General features: G+C 58.7%; 20 protein-coding genes and 1 riboswitch. Of the genes, 3 read left to right on the top strand and 17 right to left on the bottom strand.

What is annotated here, in order from left to right; translation table 11 throughout:
• Positions 1-20: 20 nt before the first annotated feature.
• From D6B98_RS21950 to D6B98_RS21915, 8 genes are all read right to left on the bottom strand, one after another.
• Entirely contained in the window at positions 21-677 is a 657-nt protein-coding gene (locus D6B98_RS21950) for an ABC transporter ATP-binding protein (RefSeq protein WP_126258994.1), read from the bottom strand.
• Positions 664-1,431: an ABC transporter ATP-binding protein gene (locus tag D6B98_RS21945; protein ID WP_126258993.1), complete on the bottom strand. Its 768-nt coding sequence runs from the start codon at positions 1,429-1,431 to the stop codon at positions 664-666. Before D6B98_RS21945 ends, D6B98_RS21950 begins: the two co-directional genes overlap by 14 nt.
• Positions 1,428-2,369 carry a branched-chain amino acid ABC transporter permease gene (locus tag D6B98_RS21940; protein ID WP_126258992.1) on the bottom strand — a complete coding sequence of 314 codons (942 nt, stop codon included), beginning with the start codon at positions 2,367-2,369 and terminating at the stop codon, positions 1,428-1,430. Before D6B98_RS21940 ends, D6B98_RS21945 begins: the two co-directional genes overlap by 4 nt.
• Positions 2,366-3,295, bottom strand: coding sequence for a branched-chain amino acid ABC transporter permease (locus D6B98_RS21935; RefSeq protein WP_126258991.1), 930 nt, complete (start codon positions 3,293-3,295; stop codon positions 2,366-2,368). The genes D6B98_RS21940 and D6B98_RS21935 overlap by 4 nt, the downstream gene beginning before the upstream one ends.
• Before the next feature lie 7 nt (positions 3,296-3,302).
• Positions 3,303-4,643 carry an ABC transporter substrate-binding protein gene (locus D6B98_RS21930; RefSeq protein ID WP_126258990.1) on the bottom strand — a complete coding sequence of 447 codons (1,341 nt, stop codon included), beginning with the start codon at positions 4,641-4,643 and terminating at the stop codon, positions 3,303-3,305.
• Positions 4,644-4,791: 148 nt separating this feature from the next.
• Positions 4,792-6,219 carry a class II fumarate hydratase gene (locus D6B98_RS21925; protein WP_502699912.1) on the bottom strand — a complete coding sequence of 476 codons (1,428 nt, stop codon included), beginning with the start codon at positions 6,217-6,219 and terminating at the stop codon, positions 4,792-4,794.
• A 10-nt stretch (positions 6,220-6,229) separates the two neighbouring features.
• Positions 6,230-7,192, bottom strand: coding sequence for a Bug family tripartite tricarboxylate transporter substrate binding protein (locus D6B98_RS21920; RefSeq protein ID WP_249776245.1), 963 nt, complete (start codon positions 7,190-7,192; stop codon positions 6,230-6,232).
• Positions 7,193-7,221: 29 nt separating this feature from the next.
• Complete coding sequence (locus D6B98_RS21915; RefSeq protein ID WP_126258989.1) at positions 7,222-8,574, bottom strand: class-II fumarase/aspartase family protein; 1,353 nt, start codon at positions 8,572-8,574, stop codon at positions 7,222-7,224.
• 524 nt (positions 8,575-9,098) lie between these two features.
• Between D6B98_RS21915 and D6B98_RS21910 the strand changes: the two genes are divergently transcribed.
• Complete coding sequence (locus D6B98_RS21910) at positions 9,099-9,842, top strand: GntR family transcriptional regulator (protein ID WP_126258988.1); 744 nt, start codon at positions 9,099-9,101, stop codon at positions 9,840-9,842.
• A gap of 35 nt (positions 9,843-9,877) precedes the next feature.
• Here D6B98_RS21910 and D6B98_RS21905 read toward each other — a convergent pair whose 3' ends face one another.
• Complete coding sequence (locus D6B98_RS21905) at positions 9,878-10,723, bottom strand: LysR substrate-binding domain-containing protein (protein WP_126258987.1); 846 nt, start codon at positions 10,721-10,723, stop codon at positions 9,878-9,880.
• A 94-nt stretch (positions 10,724-10,817) separates the two neighbouring features.
• Here D6B98_RS21905 and D6B98_RS21900 point away from each other — a divergent pair, with 94 nt between their 5' ends.
• Positions 10,818-11,453 (top strand): FMN-dependent NADH-azoreductase, encoded by a 636-nt coding sequence (locus D6B98_RS21900; RefSeq protein WP_126258986.1) that lies wholly within the window; start codon positions 10,818-10,820, stop codon positions 11,451-11,453.
• A gap of 53 nt (positions 11,454-11,506) precedes the next feature.
• Positions 11,507-11,926, top strand: a complete 420-nt coding sequence (locus D6B98_RS21895) for an organic hydroperoxide resistance protein (RefSeq protein WP_126258985.1) — start codon at positions 11,507-11,509, stop codon at positions 11,924-11,926.
• A 370-nt stretch (positions 11,927-12,296) separates the two neighbouring features.
• Here D6B98_RS21895 and D6B98_RS21885 read toward each other — a convergent pair whose 3' ends face one another.
• The 8 genes from D6B98_RS21885 to D6B98_RS21850 all read right to left on the bottom strand — a co-directional run bounded on the left by D6B98_RS21885 (position 12,297) and on the right by D6B98_RS21850 (position 20,478).
• Complete coding sequence (locus D6B98_RS21885) at positions 12,297-13,565, bottom strand: D-amino acid dehydrogenase (RefSeq protein ID WP_126258984.1); 1,269 nt, start codon at positions 13,563-13,565, stop codon at positions 12,297-12,299.
• 144 nt (positions 13,566-13,709) lie between these two features.
• Positions 13,710-13,804, bottom strand: a riboswitch (glycine riboswitch).
• Between the two features lie 23 nt (positions 13,805-13,827).
• Positions 13,828-15,324 carry a CoA-acylating methylmalonate-semialdehyde dehydrogenase gene (locus D6B98_RS21880; RefSeq protein WP_126258983.1) on the bottom strand — a complete coding sequence of 499 codons (1,497 nt, stop codon included), beginning with the start codon at positions 15,322-15,324 and terminating at the stop codon, positions 13,828-13,830.
• A gap of 45 nt (positions 15,325-15,369) precedes the next feature.
• Entirely contained in the window at positions 15,370-15,825 is a 456-nt protein-coding gene (locus D6B98_RS21875; RefSeq protein ID WP_126258982.1) for a hypothetical protein, read from the bottom strand.
• Positions 15,826-16,006: 181 nt separating this feature from the next.
• Positions 16,007-16,708, bottom strand: a complete 702-nt coding sequence (locus D6B98_RS21870; RefSeq protein WP_126258981.1) for an ABC transporter ATP-binding protein — start codon at positions 16,706-16,708, stop codon at positions 16,007-16,009.
• Complete coding sequence (locus D6B98_RS21865; RefSeq protein WP_126258980.1) at positions 16,705-17,457, bottom strand: ABC transporter ATP-binding protein; 753 nt, start codon at positions 17,455-17,457, stop codon at positions 16,705-16,707. Before D6B98_RS21865 ends, D6B98_RS21870 begins: the two co-directional genes overlap by 4 nt.
• On the bottom strand, positions 17,450-18,409 hold the full coding sequence (locus D6B98_RS21860) for a branched-chain amino acid ABC transporter permease (protein WP_126258979.1): 960 nt from the start codon (positions 18,407-18,409) through the stop codon (positions 17,450-17,452). Before D6B98_RS21860 ends, D6B98_RS21865 begins: the two co-directional genes overlap by 8 nt.
• Entirely contained in the window at positions 18,409-19,272 is an 864-nt protein-coding gene (locus D6B98_RS21855) for a branched-chain amino acid ABC transporter permease (protein WP_126258978.1), read from the bottom strand. Before D6B98_RS21855 ends, D6B98_RS21860 begins: the two co-directional genes overlap by 1 nt.
• Positions 19,273-19,281: 9 nt before the next feature.
• Positions 19,282-20,478 (bottom strand): ABC transporter substrate-binding protein, encoded by a 1,197-nt coding sequence (locus D6B98_RS21850; protein ID WP_126258977.1) that lies wholly within the window; start codon positions 20,476-20,478, stop codon positions 19,282-19,284.
• Positions 20,479-20,526: the final 48 nt, after the last annotated feature.

The following is a 20,526-nucleotide window of genomic DNA, read 5'->3' as shown; positions in this document are numbered from 1 at the left end:
AGTAGATGAACGACTCGTTGCTATGTGGCCGATATCTCACCCCGCTCGATGACGAACGTCCTCTCGACCAACGACTTGAGGAGATTGGGGCTTGATTCAGTTATCAGTATCGCGACCTCTGGAAGCGCGGCACGTAAGCGCCGCAAAGCATCCACGTATCGAAGCGCTAAAGCCGGCGCGAGTCCTTGCAGGGGTTCGTCCAGAATGATGGCGCGGGTTCCCACCATGAGAGCCCGGCCCAGCGCCACCATCTTGCCTTGGCCGCCGGATAATCCCGCGGCCCTGCGGCTGGACAAGTCACGAAGCTCCGGAAGCAGCTCGAATACGGCCTCGAGTCTCTGCTGGCACTCTCGACTGGAAAGCCCGAGAACCTGAGCCGGCAAGAGCATATTGTCCCGGACCGTGAAGCTGCCGAACAGGTTGCGCTCCTCCGGAGCATAGCCGACGCCAAGCGCACACCTTCGGTGGGCAGGAACGGCTCCGCAGTCCCTACCGTCGATAGTGACTTTTCCCTCGCGCAACGGCGCGAGACCCATCAGGGCCCGGAGCGTCGTCGTCTTTCCTGCGCCGTTCCGACCAATCAAGGCGACCCGGCCGCCCGCGGGAACCGTCATCGAAACGTAACGCAACACTCGCGCTCCACCGATCTCAGCGCAAACGCCTTCAAGCTGCAGCATGACTGCCTGCCTCGGGATCTATTCCGATTACATCTCGCAATACATTGGCGTCGGTCAGCACATCGCCAGGCGGTCCGAGCGTTGCGATCTTTCCCTGATTCCAGACCGCAACCCTATCGGCAAACCGCGAAACGACCTCCATGTCGTGTTCGACGAACACCGCCGTAACGCCTGCGGTACGGAGCACGCGGACCAAGGTCTCGACGATGCTGATCTTCTCCGACGCCGCTACCCCGCTCGTCGGTTCGTCCATCAAAATGAGACGCGGTTTCAACGCAACCGCCATCGCGATGTCGGTTAGCTTGCGTGCCCCCTCATTCAAAGTATCGGCGCGTCGGTCGGCGATCTCCGACAAACCGAACTGCCCAAGAATATCGTCGGCTTCTCCACGCCACGCAGCTCGCATAAGCGGTCGGCTTGGCGACCAAAGCCCTTCGCGGGCGGCAATCGCAAGCGTTACGTTTTCCAATACGGTGTGTTCAAGGAAGAGCTGAGGCAGTTGGAACGACCGCGCAATGCCGAGACGAACGAGGCGGCGCGGCGCTAAGCCGAGAAGTGACTGTCCATCATATTGGATTTCGCCTCCTTGCGGCGTGAGATAGCCGGTCACCATGTTGATGAACGTGGTCTTGCCCGCGCCGTTGGGACCGATAATCGCGAGGAACTCGCCGCTCCGGACATCCAAGTCGATGCCGTCGGCTGCTTTGACTCCGCCGAATGCGAGTTTCAACCCTTTTGCAGATAGTAGGATCATGTTTGGCGGCCTCGCAAGACGAGAGCCCGTCCGACGCCCCAAAGTCCCCCGGGCGCGAACAATATGACGATCAGAAGCACGGCTCCGAGAATCATCTGCCACGCGTCGGCCACAAGTGCCGCCGCATAGGTCCGCGTCAGCTCGTAGGCGAGTGCGCCTAGGAACGGCCCGAAGACGCTGCCTGCCCCGCCGAGGACGGCGATGAACACCAGCTCTCCTGAAGCGGTCCAATACGCCAACGCCGGCGTGACGTGCCGTGTTGACAATGCAATCAAGACGCCGCCACAGCCCGCCATGAAGGCGGAAATCACGTATGCAGATAGAAGTACGCGTCGCGCCGGGATCCCCATGAATTCGAGCCGCGCTTCACGTGTCTTCAAGGCCGACAGTGCGCTTCCGAGCGGAGAGGAAAGGTAGCGCCGCACGAAGGCGCCAAACGTAATCGCAAGCACCAGGGCCAGACAGAGAAGCGCCCAAGACTGCTGCTCTGGGGAAAGAGACGCACCCGCGAACTTCGTAGTTGCGACGCGGACCCCATCTCCTCCACGTGTCACCTCGTAGAACTTATCGAGGATCGAGTAAAAGACCATGCTGAGAGCCAGGTTCAGCATCCCGAAAAAGATTGCCCGGTAGCGCGATACGAACAGCCCGACGACCAGTCCGATAGCTGCTGCCGAAAGCGCGGCGAGCGGAAGAAGGACGAGGACCTCAGGAACCCGCGCCGCGGCGAACGCCACGACGTATGCCGCCAGCGCAAGATACAGGGCATGGCCAAAGCTCACTTGTCCTGCGCGGAGCAGCAGCAGAATGCCGAGCACGGCTAAGCCTTTGGCAAGCGCGACCGTCATTACAAACCGCAACCACGGCACAGCCCAGGAAAGACTGAGGATGAGCGCAGCCGCCAGAAGCGCAAGAGCGAGATCAGCGTTTCGGTTCATATGCGTCGTGTCTCCGGGACGGCAAAAAGGCCCTGAGGGCGAACCAGCAGAACCGACACCATGATGATGTAGGGAACGACCACCTCGAACTCGGGCGCGAAATACACCGCCAGCGAGCGGCCGAGCCCGATCATAAGGGCGGTCAAGGCAGCGCCTTCAATCTGACCGAGGCCCGCCGTCGCCACCACTGCGAACGAAAGCACGATCGTTGAAGCGCCGATCCCGGGTACGAGCGAAGTGGTTGGTGATGCGAGCGCCCCTCCTAGAGCGGCGAGCGCCGCTCCTGCCGTGAAAGTCAGAAGCATTACTTTTGCGGCGTTTATACCCATAGCGCGCGCCGCCTCTCGATCGACGGTCACAGCGACGATCATCCGGCCTGCGAGTGTACGCCGCAGGAACCAGGCGAGGCCGGCAAGTGTTACGATCGCCACGCCTGGCAACAGATATAGCTGGTAGGCTGTGAAGGGAATTACGTCCGACCCAAACGGTACGTCGACAGTGCCTAACACTTTGACTGGCGCATCCGAAACGACCGGCTGAACGCCCCAGACAAGTTTCTGAAGGTCTTCGAGTATCATGAAGAGCGCGAACGTAACGAGAAGCTGAAGAACCTCCTCTTGTCCCAACATGCTCCGCAGCAGACGCTCGATGGGAGGCCCGAGTATTGCCCCCACGATCGCAGACGAAAGGAGGAGCAACGGCAGCGAAAGCCAGGCTGGCATGCCTCTCGCGCCCAAGAAGAGGCTCAGCGACGCGGCGGCGTAGCCCCCTATCGCATATAGACTCCCGTGCGCCACGTTCAGTACACGCATCACTCCGAAGACGAGGTTCAGTCCGACCGCGACCATAAATACGGCCGAGGCGTAGGAAAGTCCGTCTAGCACCGCCAGACCGAATAGCATTCCGTTGTCGCCGAGCCAGCCCATGATTGAGTTAGCCTTTGGACGTCAGAGGTTGAGGAATTCGGGCGAGTATCTCCGGCTCGAGCGTCTTCAGCCAATCGAAGCTCACCTTTCCGACCGGAGTGGTAATCATCTCACCCGGGAATACGACCATGTCCGTGAGGACGGGGAACGGGTATTTGGGATCGGTCGCCGTCGTGCCGACGAGCTGGTTTGCAAGTCCTTGCCCGTCTTCTCGGATCTTTACCGAACTGGTCAGCGACGGAAATTGAAGGCCCTTGAATGCGGCTGCCAATTCGGCGTCGGTCGGCCAGGCACCGCCCTTCGTCACCAACGCCTTTTCGTAAGCCGCCTTCATTGCATACACGGCCTGCGCCATGTGGAAGCACGGATAGATCGGATAGACCCCCGTACGCTTTCGGAAGTTATCCGTGAACGTCGCTAGGCGCTTGGCATCTTCTGGCGAGGGATGGAGAAACCAATGATCGCCGCGTGCACCGATGATGTGTCCCGCCGGCAGGCTTTTCCCGACACGCTCAAGCGACGACTCCCCCAGCGGCAGCACGAACAAGGAGCGCTCGAGAAGCCTGCGGTCCGCGGCCTGGCGAATAAAGGTATCCAGATCACCGCCCCACGAAGCGTTGAAAACGACGTCCGGCTTCGTCGCGAGAAGACGGGTCACCTCGCTGGAATAATCGGTCGCGCCGAAGCGCGGGAACATCTCCGCCACGACGCGGACGCCCGGTTTCAGTCTCTCGATGATAGTCTTGAACATCGCCCAGCTGTCCCGACCCCACACGTAGTCCTGGTTGACAACGGCAACTGTCGAGAAGTTCGGCTTGTACTTGAGCAGATAAAGAACCGGTGCCAAGACCTCGGGGGTGCTGTTGCCGATTGTGCGGAAGACGTAATCGTAGCGCGCTTCTTCGAAGATGCGCTGCGTGCTGCAATCCCAAAGAAGCGTCGGACGCTTCATCTCCTCTGCGATCGGTGCGCAGGCGAGGCAGTCGGCGGACGAGATCGCCGCAAACATCAGATCTACTTTCTCGCTCTGCACGAGCCGCCGGTACTCTGCGACAAAGTGATCGACGCCCGGTCCCTCGTCGAAAAAGATCGGGCGGAGCTTTACGCCGGCTATCCCTCCTGCGTCGTTGAGCTCTTGGAAAAGCAACTCTGCAGCTTGCCTAGCCGGGACACCGAACACGCTCGCCGGCCCGGACAGATAGGTCGCGATTCCGACCTTGATTTCAGCGGGCTTCGAAACTTGCGCTTGGACGCTGCGGCCGGAGAGCGCCAGTGCGGCAGCGCCGAACGCACCGAGAGCAGCCCGTCGGGTCAGCCCATTCGTATAGTTGAATTCCTTGCTGGTCATCGGTTCCTCCTCCCGCATTGCCTCCAGGCGGAACGCAGTTCGCGCCCCTCTCCAGGCATTATTCTTTTAAGAAAGAATTTATTCTTCTTTAGAAGACTAGCAGCACCGATCCGTAGATGGAAGCGGTATTTTGTGTACGTCGACTGCGTTAATCGGTAGCGAGGTCGGCCGTCCCGCTCGTCCCGATCATTCGCCGCGCATCGGTGAGCCGGTCGTATTCTTCGCCGGAGAGAAAACCGAGCGCGAGCGCAGCTTCCCGCGGCGTACAACCCTCTTTCAAAGCACGTGCAGTGATCTGAGCTACCTTTTCGTATCCGAGAACCGGATTCAGGCTCGTCGCAATCATGAGCGAGTTTGCGACGTTGGCAGCGAGCCGCGCGCGATCAACCGCCAGGTCTTTCACAAGCCTTCTGGAGAATATTCGACAGATATCGGCCAGAATGCGGATCGACTGCAGGACATTGTAGATGATCACAGGCTTCGCGACATTCAGCTCGAACGTACCCGCAGCTGCCGCCATCGTGACCGCGACATGATTTCCCGCCACCTGATAGGTCGCTTGCGCGAGTACTTCGGCAAGAGTCGGGTTGCGCTTCCCCGGCATAATGGACGAGGTCAAGCCGTCGTGAGGCACGACGAGTTCAGCGAGACCGCAGCGCGGACCGGAGCCGAGAAGACGGATGTCGTTGGCGATCTTGGCGAGAGAGACCGCAACGACGTTCAGCGCTCCGGACACCTCCGCAAGCGCATCATGGGCGGCCATCCCCTCGAATTTGCTTGGATTAGGCGAAAACTCGACGCCGCTCAGCGCGCTCACCTCCTCGCAGAAGGCCACGTCGAAACCCTTGGGGGCATTGAGCCCTGTACCGATCGCCGTCCCGCCTTGGGGAAGCCGGGCGAGACGGGGTAGCGTATTCTCGAGCCGCTCAATTCCGTTTGCGACTTGCCACGCAAATGCGTCGAAGGCCTGGCCCATCGTCATGGGGACGGCATCCATCAAGTGCGTTCGGCCGATCTTGATGACGTCTTCGAATTCGGCGGCCTTCACCTCAAGCGCGGCGTTCAACTCGATCAATGCAGGAATCAGCAGGTCCCGCAATTCAAGCGCGCTCGCCAGATGCATCACGGTCGGAAAGCTGTCGTTCGAAGATTGCGAGCGGTTGACATGATCGTTCGGATGCACTGGCGATTTCGTTCCGAGCGGCTGACCGAGCCGCTCATTGGCACGGTTTGCGATCACCTCGTTGGCATTCATGTTCGTTTGCGTGCCCGATCCGGTCTGCCAAATCGTAAGCGGAAAGTGCATATCGAACTTCCCCTGCCGTACCTCATCGGCGGCGGCCTCGATCGCGGCGGCAAGCTCGACGTCGAGCGCGCCTAAACGGCGGTTCGCACGGGCCGCTGCGAGCTTCTGGAGTCCGAAAGCGCGGACCAGCGAGGCGGGAAACCGCTCTTCCCCGATTGCAAACAATTCCAGGGCGCGTTGCGTTTGCGCACCCCAATACCGATCCGCCGGGATATCGATCTCCCCAAATACATCGCGCTCGGTGCGCACCGGCTTTTCCAACATCGTCATTGCGCGCCCGTCACGCCGGCAGCACTGATGATCGGCGCCCATTTGTCGATTTCGGCCCGGAGGTGCTCGGCAAGCGCCCCTGGTTTGGCACGTTCGGAGGACACGGGCTCTGCGCCCAGCTGCGCGAGGCGCTCTTTGACCACACTACCTCTAACGCCGCTTTCAGGGCGTCGGCGAGCTTGTCAATGACGGGCTGGGGTGTGCCCTTAGGAGCGAACAGGCCGTACCAGACTTTGTAGTTGAAGTTCGGAAGTCCCAATTCGCTTGCCACCGGAAGGGACGGAAGCGCCGCCGCTTTTTCTCCTCCCGTCACGGCATAGGCCTTGACCGCTCCTCCCTGCACGTTCCCGACCACGTTGACGATCTGGTCGCACATGATATCGACTTGCCCGCCCATTAAATCATTCATGGCGGGCCCTGCGCCGCGATAGGCGATCTGCGTCATCTTGGTGTTGGTGGCGGCCTGGAAGAGCAGCCCGCACAGATGCGCCGCCGAGCCGATGCCGGCATGGGCGTAGGTTACCTTGTCCTGGTTCGCCTTCACATAGGCGATCAAATCGGCGAAGCTCGCCGCGGGCAAATCCTTCTTGGCCACAAAGACGGAAGGCAGCTCGACCACGAGACCTATCGGTTCGAAGTCCTTAACCGGATCGTATCGAAGATTGGGATACAGTGCCGGGTTCGTCGCATGGCTGATGTGGATGAGCAGAAGGTTATACCCATCGCCGGGAGAAGCGGCGACCTTGGCGCTGCCGATCAGACCGCCGGCACCCGACGTGTTATCGACGATCACCTGCTGCTTCAGCGAGGTGCTCATTCCTTGCGCGAGCAGGCGGGCTATCGTGTCGCCAGGCCCTCCCGCCGAGAAGGGCATGACCATCGTGATGTGACGCGACGGATAGTCCTGTGCGGAAGCGAAGCCACCGGTCGCGGCAACGATCGCCAATGCGATACCGACCCATATTTTCCTCATGACCACCTCCTTCTACCGTTCCTCGAAGTTCAGTTTCGCGCGGGCCGCGAGAGCACACGGTCCACCATCTGCGGCGCGAGCCCCACATAGTTCATCGGATCGCAACGACTGTGTACGGCGGCCGGTCCGCCCAGGGCTTCCACGACATCGGGCATGGCGCACAGGATCGCGACGAGATCGCCGCCGTCGTCCAGCGATTGGCGGCAAGCCTCGTAGACCCGGTCATGGGCGCGCTGACGACCGAGCTTGGGCGCAGCGGCCATCATCACCGCTTCGGCTACGATCAGGCCGTGCGTCAAGTGCAAGTTCTCTTGCATTCGCTCCTCGTGCAGATGGAGACCGGAGAGCATGAACTTGGCGTTGGCGAGAGATGAGGCCGTCAACAGAAAGCTCTCGGGCAATGATATCCATTCGAGATGCCATGGGCCGGTCGCCCGCTCGAAATCATGGATCATGCCGTCGAGCATCGCCGCGACGTGCTGACGGACGGACTTCGCAGCCGCCAGCATCAATTCGCTTGAAATAGGATTGCGCTTCTGCGGCATCGTGGACGAGGCGCCGCGCCCGCTTACAAAAGGTTCTGAGACCTCGCCCAACTCCGTAGCAGACATGAGCATCACATCGGTCGCGATTTTTCCGAGGCTACCGGTAATGAGACCGAGCAGAGTCACCGCCTCGGCAATACCATCCCTGGCGACGTGCCAGGTAATCGACGGCTGCCTCAGTCCTAGCTCCTCGCAGAACAGCTTCTGGATCTCGAGACCCTTCTCCCCCACAGAAGCGAGCGTTCCCGCCGCTCCCGAGAATTCTCCCACCAGAACACGTGGCAGCGCCTGCCCTACGCGCTCGATATGTCGCTCGATGGACGAGAGCCAGATCGCGACCTTATATCCAAATGTGATTGGGAGGGCCTGCTGAAGGTGAGTCCGTCCAGCCATTGGCGTCGAGCGATACTTGCGGGCCAACATCGCCAGAATGGCGCTGAGTTCGGCCAGGTCGCGTGAAATGATCCGTAGCGCCGCCCGGATCTGCAGCACCGTAGCGGTGTCCATGATGTCTTGAGTAGTGGCTCCCCAGTGCACGTAGCGGCCGGCTTCGCCGGCGGCCTCAGATAGTTGATGCACGAGGGGGAGGATTGGATATCCGACGATCTCCGTCTCACGACGAAGCTTCTCGGAATCCAATTTGAGGGAGCTCGCTGCGACGGCGATGGCATCCGCAGCGGCGGCGGGCACAATGCCCAATCGAGCTTGGGCTTTTGCCAACGCAACTTCAGCTTCGAGATAGCGAGCGATCAGAGCGTCGTCATCGAAGACAGCTCGCATTTCGGCGGTTCCGAACATGTTGCGAAACAAGACGGAATCAAAAACCGTGCTTCCCATCCCATTTCCCTTCTATATGTTCGTACATATCTATATGTTCGTACATATTCGGCGTCAAGCTTTGATTTGATCGCATATGGAACCGTCGCCGACGATCAAAGGCCGCAAGAAGGCGGATCAGAGCGACTTGATGTTTGAAAGGCACCCTTTGGCCCGCGTCGCTCCCTCCTCGTGTTCGACGGCTTTGGCTTCCGTTTCGTGGCTTGGCGCCTGCGCTGCGGGTCATGTTGAAAGGAATGCAGACTTCACCTTGGAGCGCCTGTTGTGGACCAGCGGCGCACGAGTCGTCGGAGGTCCCGGGTGTGTCCGGCGCTGAGGAAATGGTTCGTCTCGGCCAAAACGCAGACTGACGCGCCCGTTTCGATCGGCCGGGACTCTGCTATTTGGATTGCCCCTGACCCTTCTCCGCAGTGCTTAAATCGAGAGAATCGTCGCTGTGACCGGGTCAGCCCGCCTCTTGCCGAACGTTGACGTCTCGAAAGCTCAGGCCTTAATGACAAGAGATTACCGAATAGGAGCCTTAGGTGGTCACGCGTTACGCCCTCGTCGCTCGCACCCTCATGGAAGCTATTGCCGAGGGTCGATATCCGGTAGGCTCTCTGCTACCCAGCGAGCTTGAACTCACCGAGCAATTCGCCGTTAGCCGATCCACCGTGCGGGCCGCCATGCGCGAGCTCCAGGCCTCGGGGATCGTCAGCCGCAAGAGAAACACAGGAACGAGGGTCGAGGCATCTTCGCCGCAAGGCAGCGCGAGGGGATTCACCCAGTCGCTCGAATCGATAGAAGCTGTTCAGCAATTTGGCGTCGAGACGGAACGCCATGTTCAACGCGTCTCGGAGATCGTCGCCGACGAAAAGTTATCACGAGCTCTCGGCTGTCAGCCTGGTCGCCGCTGGCTACGCATCTCGAGTCTCCGCATCGTGCCGGGTGACTCGAAACCGATCTGCTGGACCGATGTTTACATAGACGACACTTTTGCCCGGGAGGTCCGCTTGAGGATGGATAGCCATCCGGATATCTTCGGCACTCTCGTGGAGAAGATTTCGGGCCGCCGCTTCATCGAGATCCGCCAAGATATAAGCGCAGTAGGAGTTTCTCGCGACCTGGCTGAACCCCTGATGGTCGCACCGGGTGCCCACGCGCTTTCGATCCGCCGTCAGTATTTTTTCAGTTCAAATGAAATGGTCGAAGTGTCGCTCAGCGTACATCCAGCCGAAAGATATAGTTACTCGACCCGACTTACGCGTCGACAAGCAGAAACCGGGTGACGGCACATTGCGTCACTGACCGGCGGCGGTGGCGCTTACGTGCGACCGGCCGCGTCTCGAATAAGGCCTGCCAACGTGGTCACGGCCTCTCTTCGATCGTCGCTTCGGATATGGACAACATATTCCACATCCGGCAGTGTTGGCAGGCCCTTCTCCCCCTCAACAACACGTAGGCCAGCGCCAATCAATCCGCGCGGCAACGGCGTTGCGGCAAGACCCGCCCTCACGATAGCACGCATGCCGGCGAGACTCGGAGACGAGCCCGCAAATTGCCAAGGGCAGCCCGATTTGGCGAGCGCGCGCAGCGCGAGATCCCGATACGGACAAGGCTCTGGAAAGAATGCGAGGGGCAGCGGATCAGGCAAGTTTCGCTTTTCGGCAAAAGCCCAAACCAGCGGCTCCTGCCAAAGGCGCCAACCAGCTATTTTCGCATCGCAAATGGAGCCGACTGCAAGATCAAGCTCCCGAGCTTCAAGTTTTTGAAGTAGCTGCGTGACAATACCGATCTCCAATTCTAGAGCGAGAGCGGGATGCTTGCGAGTGTAGCGCTTGAGAATCTTCGGCAGCCAGTCATCGACGAGATCTTCCGCAACACCGATCTTCAATCGTCCCGCGAAATGGCTTCCAACGAGGGCGGCATGCGCGTCTTCATTCAGTTGCAAGATCGTTCGCGCATAACCGAGGAGAGTTTCTCCAGCCCGCGACAGCGTCACATTCCGGGTGTTGCGTTCGAATAGCGCCTGACCGGCCTGGGCTTCAAGCCGGTGAATCTGGGCGCTCACAGTCGATTGCGTGGAGTTCAAAGCCTCCGCCGCACGTGTGAAACTGCGCCCTTCCGCAACCTTAACGAAAGTTCGAAGCAAGCTTGGCTCGAATGCCATGGCCAATTGATCCACTTTCTCGATCAGTGTACCACTTTTTATTCGTTTGTTAAGTCAATTCGGCGGCGTTACGAGGGACGCGGGAGGATGAAACATGTCCAAGGTTCTGTACGTCGAAGCATCGCCACGAAAGCAACGCTCTGCCTCGATCGAGGTTTGCGAGGCATTCATCGAGACTTACCGCTCGAAAAACCCTTCTGATGAGATCGAGAAGCTAGACGTTTGGTCACTCGACCTTCCGACCTTCGGCGAGGCCGCTCTGGACGCCAAGTACGCGGGCTTATCGGGTACCCCTCTCACGAACGAACAGGCCTCCGCGTGGGAAACCATCCGACGCCTAGCGGCGCCATTTCTAAACGCCGACAAGATGGTGTTTGCGGTGCCGCTGTGGAATTCCTCCATTCCATATCGATTCAAGCATTTGATCGACCTTATCACGCAGAAGGACATTCTTTTCAGTTTTGATGAACGTGGCTTCGGCGGCCTCGTGAAGGCCAAGCGGGCGGTTGTAGTTTACGCCCGGGGTCTCGACTACTTCTCTGACTCCTCGATTACTCCACGGGACTCTTACGACTTGCAGAGCCCCTACATGGACCTGTGGCTCCGCTTCATAGGCGTCTCGGACATTCGTGAGATCGCCGTCGAAAAGACCCTCCTCGGATCCGAAGTGGACCTGGAGACAAGAACTGAGGGCAAGCGACGGGCAGTCGAACTGGCCCGCGATTTCTGAGCGCCTTGACAGTCGACCCGAGCAGCACGGCGCATAGACGACAAGGAGTACTCATGGAAGCTCTCTATACCGCAACCGTTACTGCAGTGGGTGGCCGGGCAGGAAGCATCAAATCATCCGACGGCGTTCTAGATCTGCAACTCGCTTATCCCAAGGAATTGGGTGGCCCGGGGGGCGTGGCTACGAACCCCGAACAGTTGTTCGCGGCCGGTTACGCCGCTTGCTTTGAGAATGCACTCATGCGGGTGGCGCGGGAACGCAAAGCACCAATTCGCGAATCCACTGTAACGGCTCACGTAACGATCGGCAGAAACCAAGAAGGTTTTTTCGAACTCGCGGTCGTGCTTGAAATTTCGGTGCCGAACCGCGACCGGGCGGAGATCCAAGATATGATCAGGGTGACCCACGAAGAGGTTTGCCCATACTCCCGAGCGACACGAGGCAACATAGAGGTCGAGTTCCGGATTACTTGATCGAAGCAGAAACGCCAAGGGCGCAAGAATTTGCTAGCTGCTCCGACATTTTCGCAGACCAGGCCGATAGTAATACCCGCGGCTTTCTATGCCTTCGCGGATGGTCTGGCTGACCACCCGCACGGCTCGCCTCTTCTTCCGCCAAAATCCGCCGAATCCAGCTGGAAATGGATGACTTGCCGGGACGACCAAGAGCTCCCGTCTACCGCTAACATAAACGTCATACGTCACCTTGCCGCGCACAGTGTTTCACTCGTTAATTGCGGCATGTGCGGCACCGAGCGCATACTTCTCAATATGACGTCTTGCACCTCCTTCGGGGCGAAGCTGTCCATTTAAGGAAACTCGGACCGACACCGTGCGAAGGCTGTTACGCTGCGGTTCTAGATGGCATTTCGAGATGGGAGTTCTCCGTCGCCACTAGACCCGCCACCATCTCGGCAGTAAGGGCTGAGAGCGTCCAGCCGAGGTGCCCGTGTCCGGTGTTGTAGAAGACGCCCGCCTTTCGTCCCCGGCGCACGATGGGCATCATATTCGGCATCATTGGCCGAAGACCCGCCCAAGGAACAACTCTTGAAGTATCTATTCCGGGAAACTTCGCTCTTACCCAGGCAACAAGTGGCTCGATCCGATCTATCCTAATATCACGGTTGAAACCGGTGAATTCGGCCGTGCCTGCGACACGGAAGCGATCAGAACCGAGACGGCTGGTAACGATCTTGGCCGCATCGTCCAACAGACTGACGTAGGGAGCTGCTTCTTTGCTCTCGCTCGACTCAAGATGCACGGTTATTGAGTACCCTTTGACGGGATAAACGTTAACTCGGTCACCGAGCATGGAGGCAAAATGGCGACTGGCTGCCCCAGCGCACACGACGACTTTATCGGCCTCCAGGCTATCGGTCTTCTTAGCATTCGTACCAACGTCGCAAGAATTCCACGTCACCCGGACGGTGCCACCGAGGGCATCGATGCCGACAACATCGGCCTCCTGCCTGAAGGTCGCGCCGCGTCTCTTGCAGGCCTCTGCGAGACCCCGGGTAAACTTGTGAATGTCCCCCGTCGAGTCTGATTCAGTGAAAAAGCCGCCATAATACTGGCCGTGGAGCGTAGGCTCGATTGTCCTTAGCTCTTCCGGAGTGACTGCACGACGATCCAAGCCGCCCAGTCGAAGGAGGGTATTGACCCGTTCTGCCGCTTCGAAGCTCGAGCGATCGTCGTAGATGTGAAGAATTCCTCTCTTCTCCAGATCGAAAGAAATGCTCTCTCGTTCGGCGATAGCAAAGAGGTGGCGCCTCGCTTCGATCGCCATGCGCGTCGTCGCGACTGTGTTGCTGCCGTGATACTGGATGTTCCAAAGGAACTCCCCGAGCCAAGAGTATTTGTGCCAACTCGGAGAAAGCCTCATCAGCAGGGGCGCATCGCGCTTCCACATCCACTTAAGTCCCTTCAGCACAGTTGACGTACTGTTCCAGACTTCAGCATTGCTTGCCGACAGCTGCCCCCCATTCGCGAAGGAAGTTTCCATCGCAGGATATCGATTGCGATCAAGTATGGTGACTTGATGCCCTGCTTGGATCAACGCATAGGCAGTAGTTACGCCGGTAATCCCGGCGCCGATTATGACGATCTGGCTCATCTTTTCAGTCTCTCGGTTTGAGGAGTGGATGCGCTCGATCAGCGATCGGAGCGGCCCCATCTGTCTCGGTACCTGAGAGATTTCCGTCGAGTAGACGGATGTCCCCTTCGGTGGACACCGACCGGTGTCTCTCTCCAGATCGTCTTCGACGGCACGGTCCTTCTGCCTGAGAGTTTCCGGGGCGGTTGCTCCTTCGGCGCCAAGTCCAAGATAAACCTGGTCTCTCCCGTGTCATCGCATTCAAACAGCTCTTTCAAACATCCTATCGCATCGTAGGCATCATAAACTCGGGCCCGGCACTTGCGCTGTTCGGCCACCGCGTGGTGACCGTCTTCAGTTGCGTGTAGAAGCGAACCCCTTCCATACCATGCATGTGATGGTCTCCGAACAAAGACGCCTTCCACCCTCCGAAAGAATGGAAAGCCATCGGCACGGGGATGGGGACGTTGATTCCGACCATGCCAACCTTGATCCTGTGAGCAAACTCTCTTGCCGCATTTCCGTCCCGGGTGAAGATAGCCGTCCCATTTCCGTATTCGTGCCCGTTGATCAATGCCGCCGCCGCGTCGAAGCTCTCGGCACGCACGACGGCCAGCACCGGACCGAAAATCTCTTCTCGGTAGATCCTCATGTCTCTGGTTACTCTGTCGAAGAGCGATCCTCCGATGAAGTAGCCGTTATAGCCTTGCATCCGAAACTCGCGCCCGTCGACCAGGAGGTCCGCACCTTCCTCAACACCGGCTTCGATGTAGCCCGACACCCGATCGAGATGCTCCTTGGTAATCAGCGGGCCCATCTCGGCTTCGGGGTCGTGACCAGGACCTACCCGCAGACCGCGTACTCGCTTCTTTAGCCGCTCCACCAAATCGTCTGCCGTGCCGTCGCCAATCGGGACTGCAATGGAGACCGCCATGCACCGCTCCCCGGCTGAGCCGTAGGCCGCGCCCATGAGGGCGTCGACAGCCTGGTCGAGATCAGCATCCGGCATGATGACCATGTGGTTCTTGGCGCCACCCAAGGCTTGGCATCTTTTGCCGTATCGAGCTGCATTTTCGTAAATGTATCTTGCGATCGGCGTCGAGCCCACGAAACTGATCGCCGAGACTTCGCTATGCTTGAGAAGCGCATCCACTGCCAGCTTGTCGCCCTGCACCACGTTGAAGACGCCGGGCGGCAACCCGGCCTCAGACAGCCATTCCGCGATGAGGAGCGATGCGGAAGGATCTCGTTCCGAGGGCTTCAAAATAAAACAATTTCCGCAAGCGAGGGCTACCAGAAACATCCACATCGGGACCATGACCGGGAAATTGAAAGGCGTAATACCGGCCACTATGCCCAGTGGCTGTCGGACCGAATGACTGTCGATCTTCGTTCCGACGTTTTCCGTGATCTCTCCCTTGAGAAGCTGTGGAGCGCCGATCGCGAACTCGACGACTTCTATGCCACGTTGCACTTCGCCCAGGGCGTCGGAATGCACTTTCCCGTGCTCTAAGGTGATGACCGACGCTAAATCCGAGGCGCGCTCCTCGAGAATGCGCAGAAATTTGTTGAGGATTCTGGCACGACGGAGGGGCGTGGTCTCGGACCAGGAAGGGAAGGCGGCAGCAGCGGATGCCACTGCGTCGTCGACCTCCTGAACCGTCGCCAAGGATACTGAAGCAGTCTGCTGTCCGGTCGCCGGATCGAAGACATTCGACGTCCTCGTGCCTTTGCCTTTGACGCGATTTCCGTTGATATAGTGTCCGAGCGAACTCATCATTCTCTGCTTCTCGATACGATACTTAGCAGACTATGGATCGACGACTTATGCCGGCGGAAAGAGGACCGGCACACAATCTGCTATCGGTCCACTCGACTTCTGCATTCCTTTAAGAAGCTCAGGCTTGCCCGTCTCCAATACGATCTTCCATATCAGCATGCTGAGTTCGGAACGGATTTTTGCGCCGGTAAGGGGGGTGATCTCGATATCGCCTAGCTTATCCAAGCTGACAACGTTGGGGACCGGCCTGGCAGAAATACGATATCTCGCACCGCTGCATCCGACCACGACGAACGTCCTTGTAGCTTCGAACTGGGTCAACTGATCGGAAGTAAGCCAGTTCTTTAGGAGCGCCTCCGCGTCGAAAGCTGGCCGAGGCGTCCCTCGGTGGCGACGTATCCTTTCCTGGATAAGGATCAATGTCCTCTCCAGAGTGATGATCGACGCTGCGCCGCCTGCCCGCCCAGGAAAGAACAGCGTCTCCTCGGCGGTTGGATCCAACTCACGAATTATCTTGGACCGACCGAAGCTTCTAGTTGCCGCCAGATACCCTCGCGCCGCCAACCTTCGAAATCGTTCCCGAGCAGTCGATAGCTCATCGGCATGGCTCGGCCGGAAGTCATGCTGAAGGACTGCAGGTCCTAATACGATTTGTCGCGCCATTTGACTCTCGACCGTCTAGCTACGCATTTTCCAAAGTAAGATGTTTCGCCAAAACCTCGCCTGAGGACGACAAACTGGCCGTAGTTCCAGTCCAGACCACACGCCCCTCGTCCAGTATGGCGTGAGTATCGGCGACCGCGCGGCAGACCTGTATGCTTTGTTCAACAAGAAGAATGGTGAGCCCACGGGCTTTCAGGGAAAGCATGAGCTGAACGAGCTCGTCGACAATCACAGGCGCCAGCCCCTCGGTCGGCTCATCCAACAGCAGGAGACTTGGGTTCGTCATCAGCGCCCGCGCGATCGCGAGCATTTGCTGTTCGCCGCCGGAGAGTCGGCCGGCAGCCGATTTCCATCTCCTTTTGAGCGACGGAAACAGCTCGGCGGCTGCGTCGGGCGTCCATGGCGAACCCTTACGAAAAGCGATACTGAGGTTTTCCTGTACGTCTAGTGTGGTGAAGACCGCTCTGTTTTCCGGTACCAGCGCGAGACCGCGGCGGGCTATTTCGTGCGTAGCAAGCTCCGACAACGGGTTGCCGTCGAACGTGATCGTTCCCTGGGCATGGACCAAACCCATGATTGATCGCAGAGTAGTCGTTTTCCCAGCGCCATTGCGGCCAAGAATAGCTACCGTTTGACCTCGCTGAACTTGCACGTCCACGCCTTGCAGAACGTGGCTCTTCTCGTACCAGGCGTGCAGATCGCGAACGATAAGTCCAGTCATGCTGCAGATCCGAGATACGCGTTTTTTACTTCAACGTTCGTCCTGATGGCTTGAGGCGAACCTTCGGCGATCTTCTTTCCTTGGGCGAGCACCGTGACCGTATCCGAGATATCCAGAACGACGCTCATGTTGTGCTCGATCAGAACGACCGTACGTTCCGGGGCGAGACTCTTGATGAGGAGCTTCGTCCGATGAACATCATCGAGACCCATACCAGCTAGAGGCTCGTCCAAGAACAGCAGCTTGGGGTCAGACGCAAGAGCCATGGCTATCTCAAGAGCGCGCTGGGCCCCGTGGGATAGGTCGCGCGCGCGTGCTTCAAAGCGGGCCGACAAACCAACCGTGTCCGCTAATTCCGCGGCGCGTTTCTTGGATACCTTTAAGGGGTCGCGATTGCGCCAGAATGCCCACGCCTCTCTTCCGGCCACAGCTTGCAGCGCCAATAGGATATTTTCGGCGACGGAGAGGTCCCGGAAGATATTGGTCAGCTGGAAAGACCTCGAAAGCCCCAGATGGACGCGACTATGCGCGGGGACGTTCGTGATTGGATGCCCCTGGAACCTTATCTCGCCCTGCGTGGGGATGCGCGTTCCGCTCAACGCGTTGAACAACGTGGTCTTTCCAGCGCCGTTAGGCCCAATGACCGAGTGCAGAGTCCCCCGGCCGATCGAGAGGTTCAGGTCCTCGATTGCCTTGAACGAGCCGAACCGAACGCCTAAGCCCTGCGCGGTAAGAAGGATCTCAGCCATTCGGCAGCTCCTTGCCTTGCCGCCGCAGCACGCCTCCCAACCCCAAGAGCCCATCACGCAGGAAAAGCACGGTCACTATCAGGAGCAGTGCGACGATAGTGGACCAGCGCGGCCAAATGGGCGAAAGAAAATCGGACATTGCACTCAGGACCGACGCGCCGATGAGCGCACCAAGGGGAGATCCAACTCCTCCGATCAGAGAAGCGATCAACAATCGCTCGCTCGTTTCCACGTCGATGGCGCTCAACGGCACGAAATTGAGCATCAGGGTGTTCATCGCTCCGGCCAAGGCGGCGATACCGCCCGCCATGGTGACCGCCGCCAGTTTGAAACGCCGCGCGTCATATCCGAGCGCCTCAGAACGGCTCTCATTGTAGCGGATCGAATTGAGAACGCTTCCGAACGGCGACGCGACTATTCTCTGCACCAGCGCGAACGCCGCGAAGGAAAGGAACGCGAGAAAAGCATAAAGCAGCAGGGGATTTGACAACGAGAATTGTCCGAACGCAATGGTCGTCCGTGGGACGTTTCCGAACCCGTTCTCGCCGCCCGTGAGCCTCGGGAAGGCTAAGGCGAGAAAAAAGCCCATCTGCGCGAACGCCAAAGTGAGCATGACGAAATACACGCCCTGCCGTCGCACGATCAAAAGGCCTGCGGCTGCTGCCAGCAGGCACCCGGCCAACGAAGCAACTATTGTGGCCGCCAACGCGGTCATTTCGAAGTCGCGAATGAGTATGGCGGACACGTACGCGCCCAGGCCGAAGTAAAGACCTTGACCAAATGAAAGAAGCCCGACCGAGCCGAGAAGCAAGGTGCAGCTCAAAGCCCCGGTGGCCAGCACCAGAATCTCGCTCGCCAATGTCAACGACGGCAGAATACACGGCATGGCAGCAAGAAACACCGCAATAGCGATGGTGGTCCCATTCGGGAAACGGAGCCCTTCGCTAGTCATCACGAGCGCCCCATGAGCCCGGTCGGCCGAAACGCCAGGATCATCGTCATTACTCCGTAGATCATGAGATGAGCTCCTCCCGGCCAGATCATGCTCATGAGGGATTGCGTGATGCCGATCAGCAGTGCGGCAAGGAGAGCTCCGCTAAAGCTTCCGAGCCCACCGAGAATTACGACGACGAAAGCGATAGCCAGAGCCTCACGTCCCATTAGGGGCTCCACGCCGCGCAATGGTGCGGCGAGAGCGCCAGCGAGACCGGCAAGCGCACCTCCGAAAGCAAAAGCCGCCATGAAGACCTTGCGCGAATCAAATCCAAGGAGGCCCATCATTTCGGCGTTCTCCGCTGCGGCTCGCACCATGGCGCCGAAACGAGTACGTTCAATGGCGATCCACATGGCGACCGCGACCGCGACCGCAACACCGACTACAAAAAGTCGATATGAGGGGTACACGAAGCCACCGAGGATCAGGACACCGCTGAAGACCTCCGGAACCGGCACATTTTTTCCCAAGGTCCCGAAAATCATGGTTACCGACTCCTGCGCCAGGATGGCGAGCGCGAAGGTAATCAGGATCTGCGCCTCGTGAGGCAGACTGTACGTCCGCTGCAGTAGCAGCCGTTCGGAAACGAGCGCAAAAATGGCGGCCAGAATTGGGCTGATCAGGAGGGCCGGAAGAACGCTTCCGGTCCACTGCGCAATCGCAAACGCCGCGTAGGCGGACACCATGTAAAAAGCCCCATGAGCGAAATTCACGAACTGCATGAGACCGAAGATCATGGTGAGCCCGACAGACAGGATGAAATAGATCATCCCTATGCCGACGCCATTAAGCGCTCCGAAAATGAGGACTTGAGCGGACATAGGGCGAAGTTACAGCTTGCAGCCTGTTTTATCGGGCGAGAGAAATGCCTTCTCGGCCGCGATGACATCTACGTAATCGTCCTTGTCGCGCATCTTGGCCTTAGGCTTACCCAACAGAAGATAGTAGTCTTTCAGAACCTGATGATCTTCGGCCCGGACTTTCTCGAGTCCCGTCGGCCCTTCATAGCTAAGCGTTTCGAAAGCTTTGATCACCGCCGGCACATCGGCGCTCCCCGCCTTATTGAGAGCCTCGACGGTTGCCTGCGTGCACGCCCACCCGGCCGTCAGGAGATAGCTGGGAGTCACCTTCAGCTTGTCTTTGATTACGCCCGTGAGCAGCCGGTTGCCTGGCGCATCGACGCCATGCCAATAGTTCGCGCCAAAATAGACGCCTTCGCAGATATCGGGGCCCAGAGATTGGAATTGGTCGAGCCCTGTCGACCAAACGACGACGATTTTTGTATTGCGTTTCATTCCGAAGCTGACCGCCTGCCGCAACACGTCGATGGTCTGGCTCCCGAAATTACAAATGCACAGCACATCGGGCTGCGCAGCAATCGCCGCGGTGATGAAGCCGCTGTATTCGCGGTCGCTCAAGGAATGATAGCTGTTGCCGACGTGCTGTCCGCCAAGTTCACCGACCACATCCTTCAGGTTCTTCAGAAGGCTATCCCCGAAGACGTATTGGCCCGTGATCGTGTACCATTTTTTTGCATCGGGGTACTTCATCATAAATGGGCGAACCGTCGTGTTCACCGCGCTATAGGTCGCAACGGGCCATCGAAAGGTGTTCTTGTTGCAGAGTGAGCCGGTCATCTCGTCTGCGCCGGCCTGATTGATGTAGACGCCTCCGCTGCTCGCGACCTCCTTCGCGACGGCCAGCGCAATTGCGCTATTGGTGCAATTCATGAAGAAGCGAATGCCGCGGTCACGAATAGCATCTTGAGTGAGCCGTACTGCCCGGCCCGGGTCTCCTTGATCATCCAATTGGACATAGCGAAGCGGTCGTCCCGCCGCGGTTTTGTAGTGCTCAATGGCAATCTTGCTGCCAATGTCCACCTGTTCTCCTATGTTGGCGAACGTGCCGGAGAGAGAAACCAGACTGCCGATTTCGATCGCATCTTGCTGTGCCCAAGCTCGTCGAAGCAGCGACGGTGTCGCAATTCCGACTGCGGCGGCGGCCAGGATCTCTCTACGATTACGCATTGGTCCCTCCATTAATGCAGACATCAATCGACTTGACTGTCGCGCCGC

Origin of the sequence: Bradyrhizobium sp. LVM 105, from assembly GCF_003957705.1 — a bacterium.
Lineage (GTDB): Bacteria > Pseudomonadota > Alphaproteobacteria > Rhizobiales > Xanthobacteraceae > Bradyrhizobium > Bradyrhizobium frederickii.
Note: the sequence above shows the minus strand (reverse complement) of the source record. Positions and strands in the feature narration are given on the sequence as shown.

What these genes read in the sequence shown, in the direction of transcription:
- D6B98_RS21950 (WP_126258994.1), bottom strand. Translation starts at nt 677, where the DNA reads ATGCTGCAGCTTGAAGGCGTTTGCGCTGAGATCGGTGGAGCGCGAGTG.
- D6B98_RS21945 (WP_126258993.1), bottom strand. Translation starts at nt 1,431, where the DNA reads ATGATCCTACTATCTGCAAAAGGGTTGAAACTCGCATTCGGCGGAGTC.
- D6B98_RS21940 (WP_126258992.1), bottom strand. Translation starts at nt 2,369, where the DNA reads ATGAACCGAAACGCTGATCTCGCTCTTGCGCTTCTGGCGGCTGCGCTC.
- D6B98_RS21935 (WP_126258991.1), bottom strand. Translation starts at nt 3,295, where the DNA reads ATGGGCTGGCTCGGCGACAACGGAATGCTATTCGGTCTGGCGGTGCTA.
- D6B98_RS21930 (WP_126258990.1), bottom strand. Translation starts at nt 4,643, where the DNA reads ATGACCAGCAAGGAATTCAACTATACGAATGGGCTGACCCGACGGGCT.
- D6B98_RS21925 (WP_502699912.1), bottom strand. Translation starts at nt 6,219, where the DNA reads ATGACGATGTTGGAAAAGCCGGTGCGCACCGAGCGCGATGTATTTGGG.
- D6B98_RS21920 (WP_249776245.1), bottom strand. Translation starts at nt 7,192, where the DNA reads ATGAGGAAAATATGGGTCGGTATCGCATTGGCGATCGTTGCCGCGACC.
- D6B98_RS21915 (WP_126258989.1), bottom strand. Translation starts at nt 8,574, where the DNA reads ATGGGAAGCACGGTTTTTGATTCCGTCTTGTTTCGCAACATGTTCGGA.
- D6B98_RS21905 (WP_126258987.1), bottom strand. Translation starts at nt 10,723, where the DNA reads ATGGCATTCGAGCCAAGCTTGCTTCGAACTTTCGTTAAGGTTGCGGAA.
- D6B98_RS21900 (WP_126258986.1), top strand. Translation starts at nt 10,818, where the DNA reads ATGTCCAAGGTTCTGTACGTCGAAGCATCGCCACGAAAGCAACGCTCT.
- D6B98_RS21895 (WP_126258985.1), top strand. Translation starts at nt 11,507, where the DNA reads ATGGAAGCTCTCTATACCGCAACCGTTACTGCAGTGGGTGGCCGGGCA.
- D6B98_RS21885 (WP_126258984.1), bottom strand. Translation starts at nt 13,565, where the DNA reads ATGAGCCAGATCGTCATAATCGGCGCCGGGATTACCGGCGTAACTACT.
- D6B98_RS21880 (WP_126258983.1), bottom strand. Translation starts at nt 15,324, where the DNA reads ATGATGAGTTCGCTCGGACACTATATCAACGGAAATCGCGTCAAAGGC.
- D6B98_RS21870 (WP_126258981.1), bottom strand. Translation starts at nt 16,708, where the DNA reads ATGACTGGACTTATCGTTCGCGATCTGCACGCCTGGTACGAGAAGAGC.
- D6B98_RS21865 (WP_126258980.1), bottom strand. Translation starts at nt 17,457, where the DNA reads ATGGCTGAGATCCTTCTTACCGCGCAGGGCTTAGGCGTTCGGTTCGGC.
- D6B98_RS21860 (WP_126258979.1), bottom strand. Translation starts at nt 18,409, where the DNA reads ATGACTAGCGAAGGGCTCCGTTTCCCGAATGGGACCACCATCGCTATT.
- D6B98_RS21855 (WP_126258978.1), bottom strand. Translation starts at nt 19,272, where the DNA reads ATGTCCGCTCAAGTCCTCATTTTCGGAGCGCTTAATGGCGTCGGCATA.
- D6B98_RS21850 (WP_126258977.1), bottom strand. Translation starts at nt 20,478, where the DNA reads ATGCGTAATCGTAGAGAGATCCTGGCCGCCGCCGCAGTCGGAATTGCG.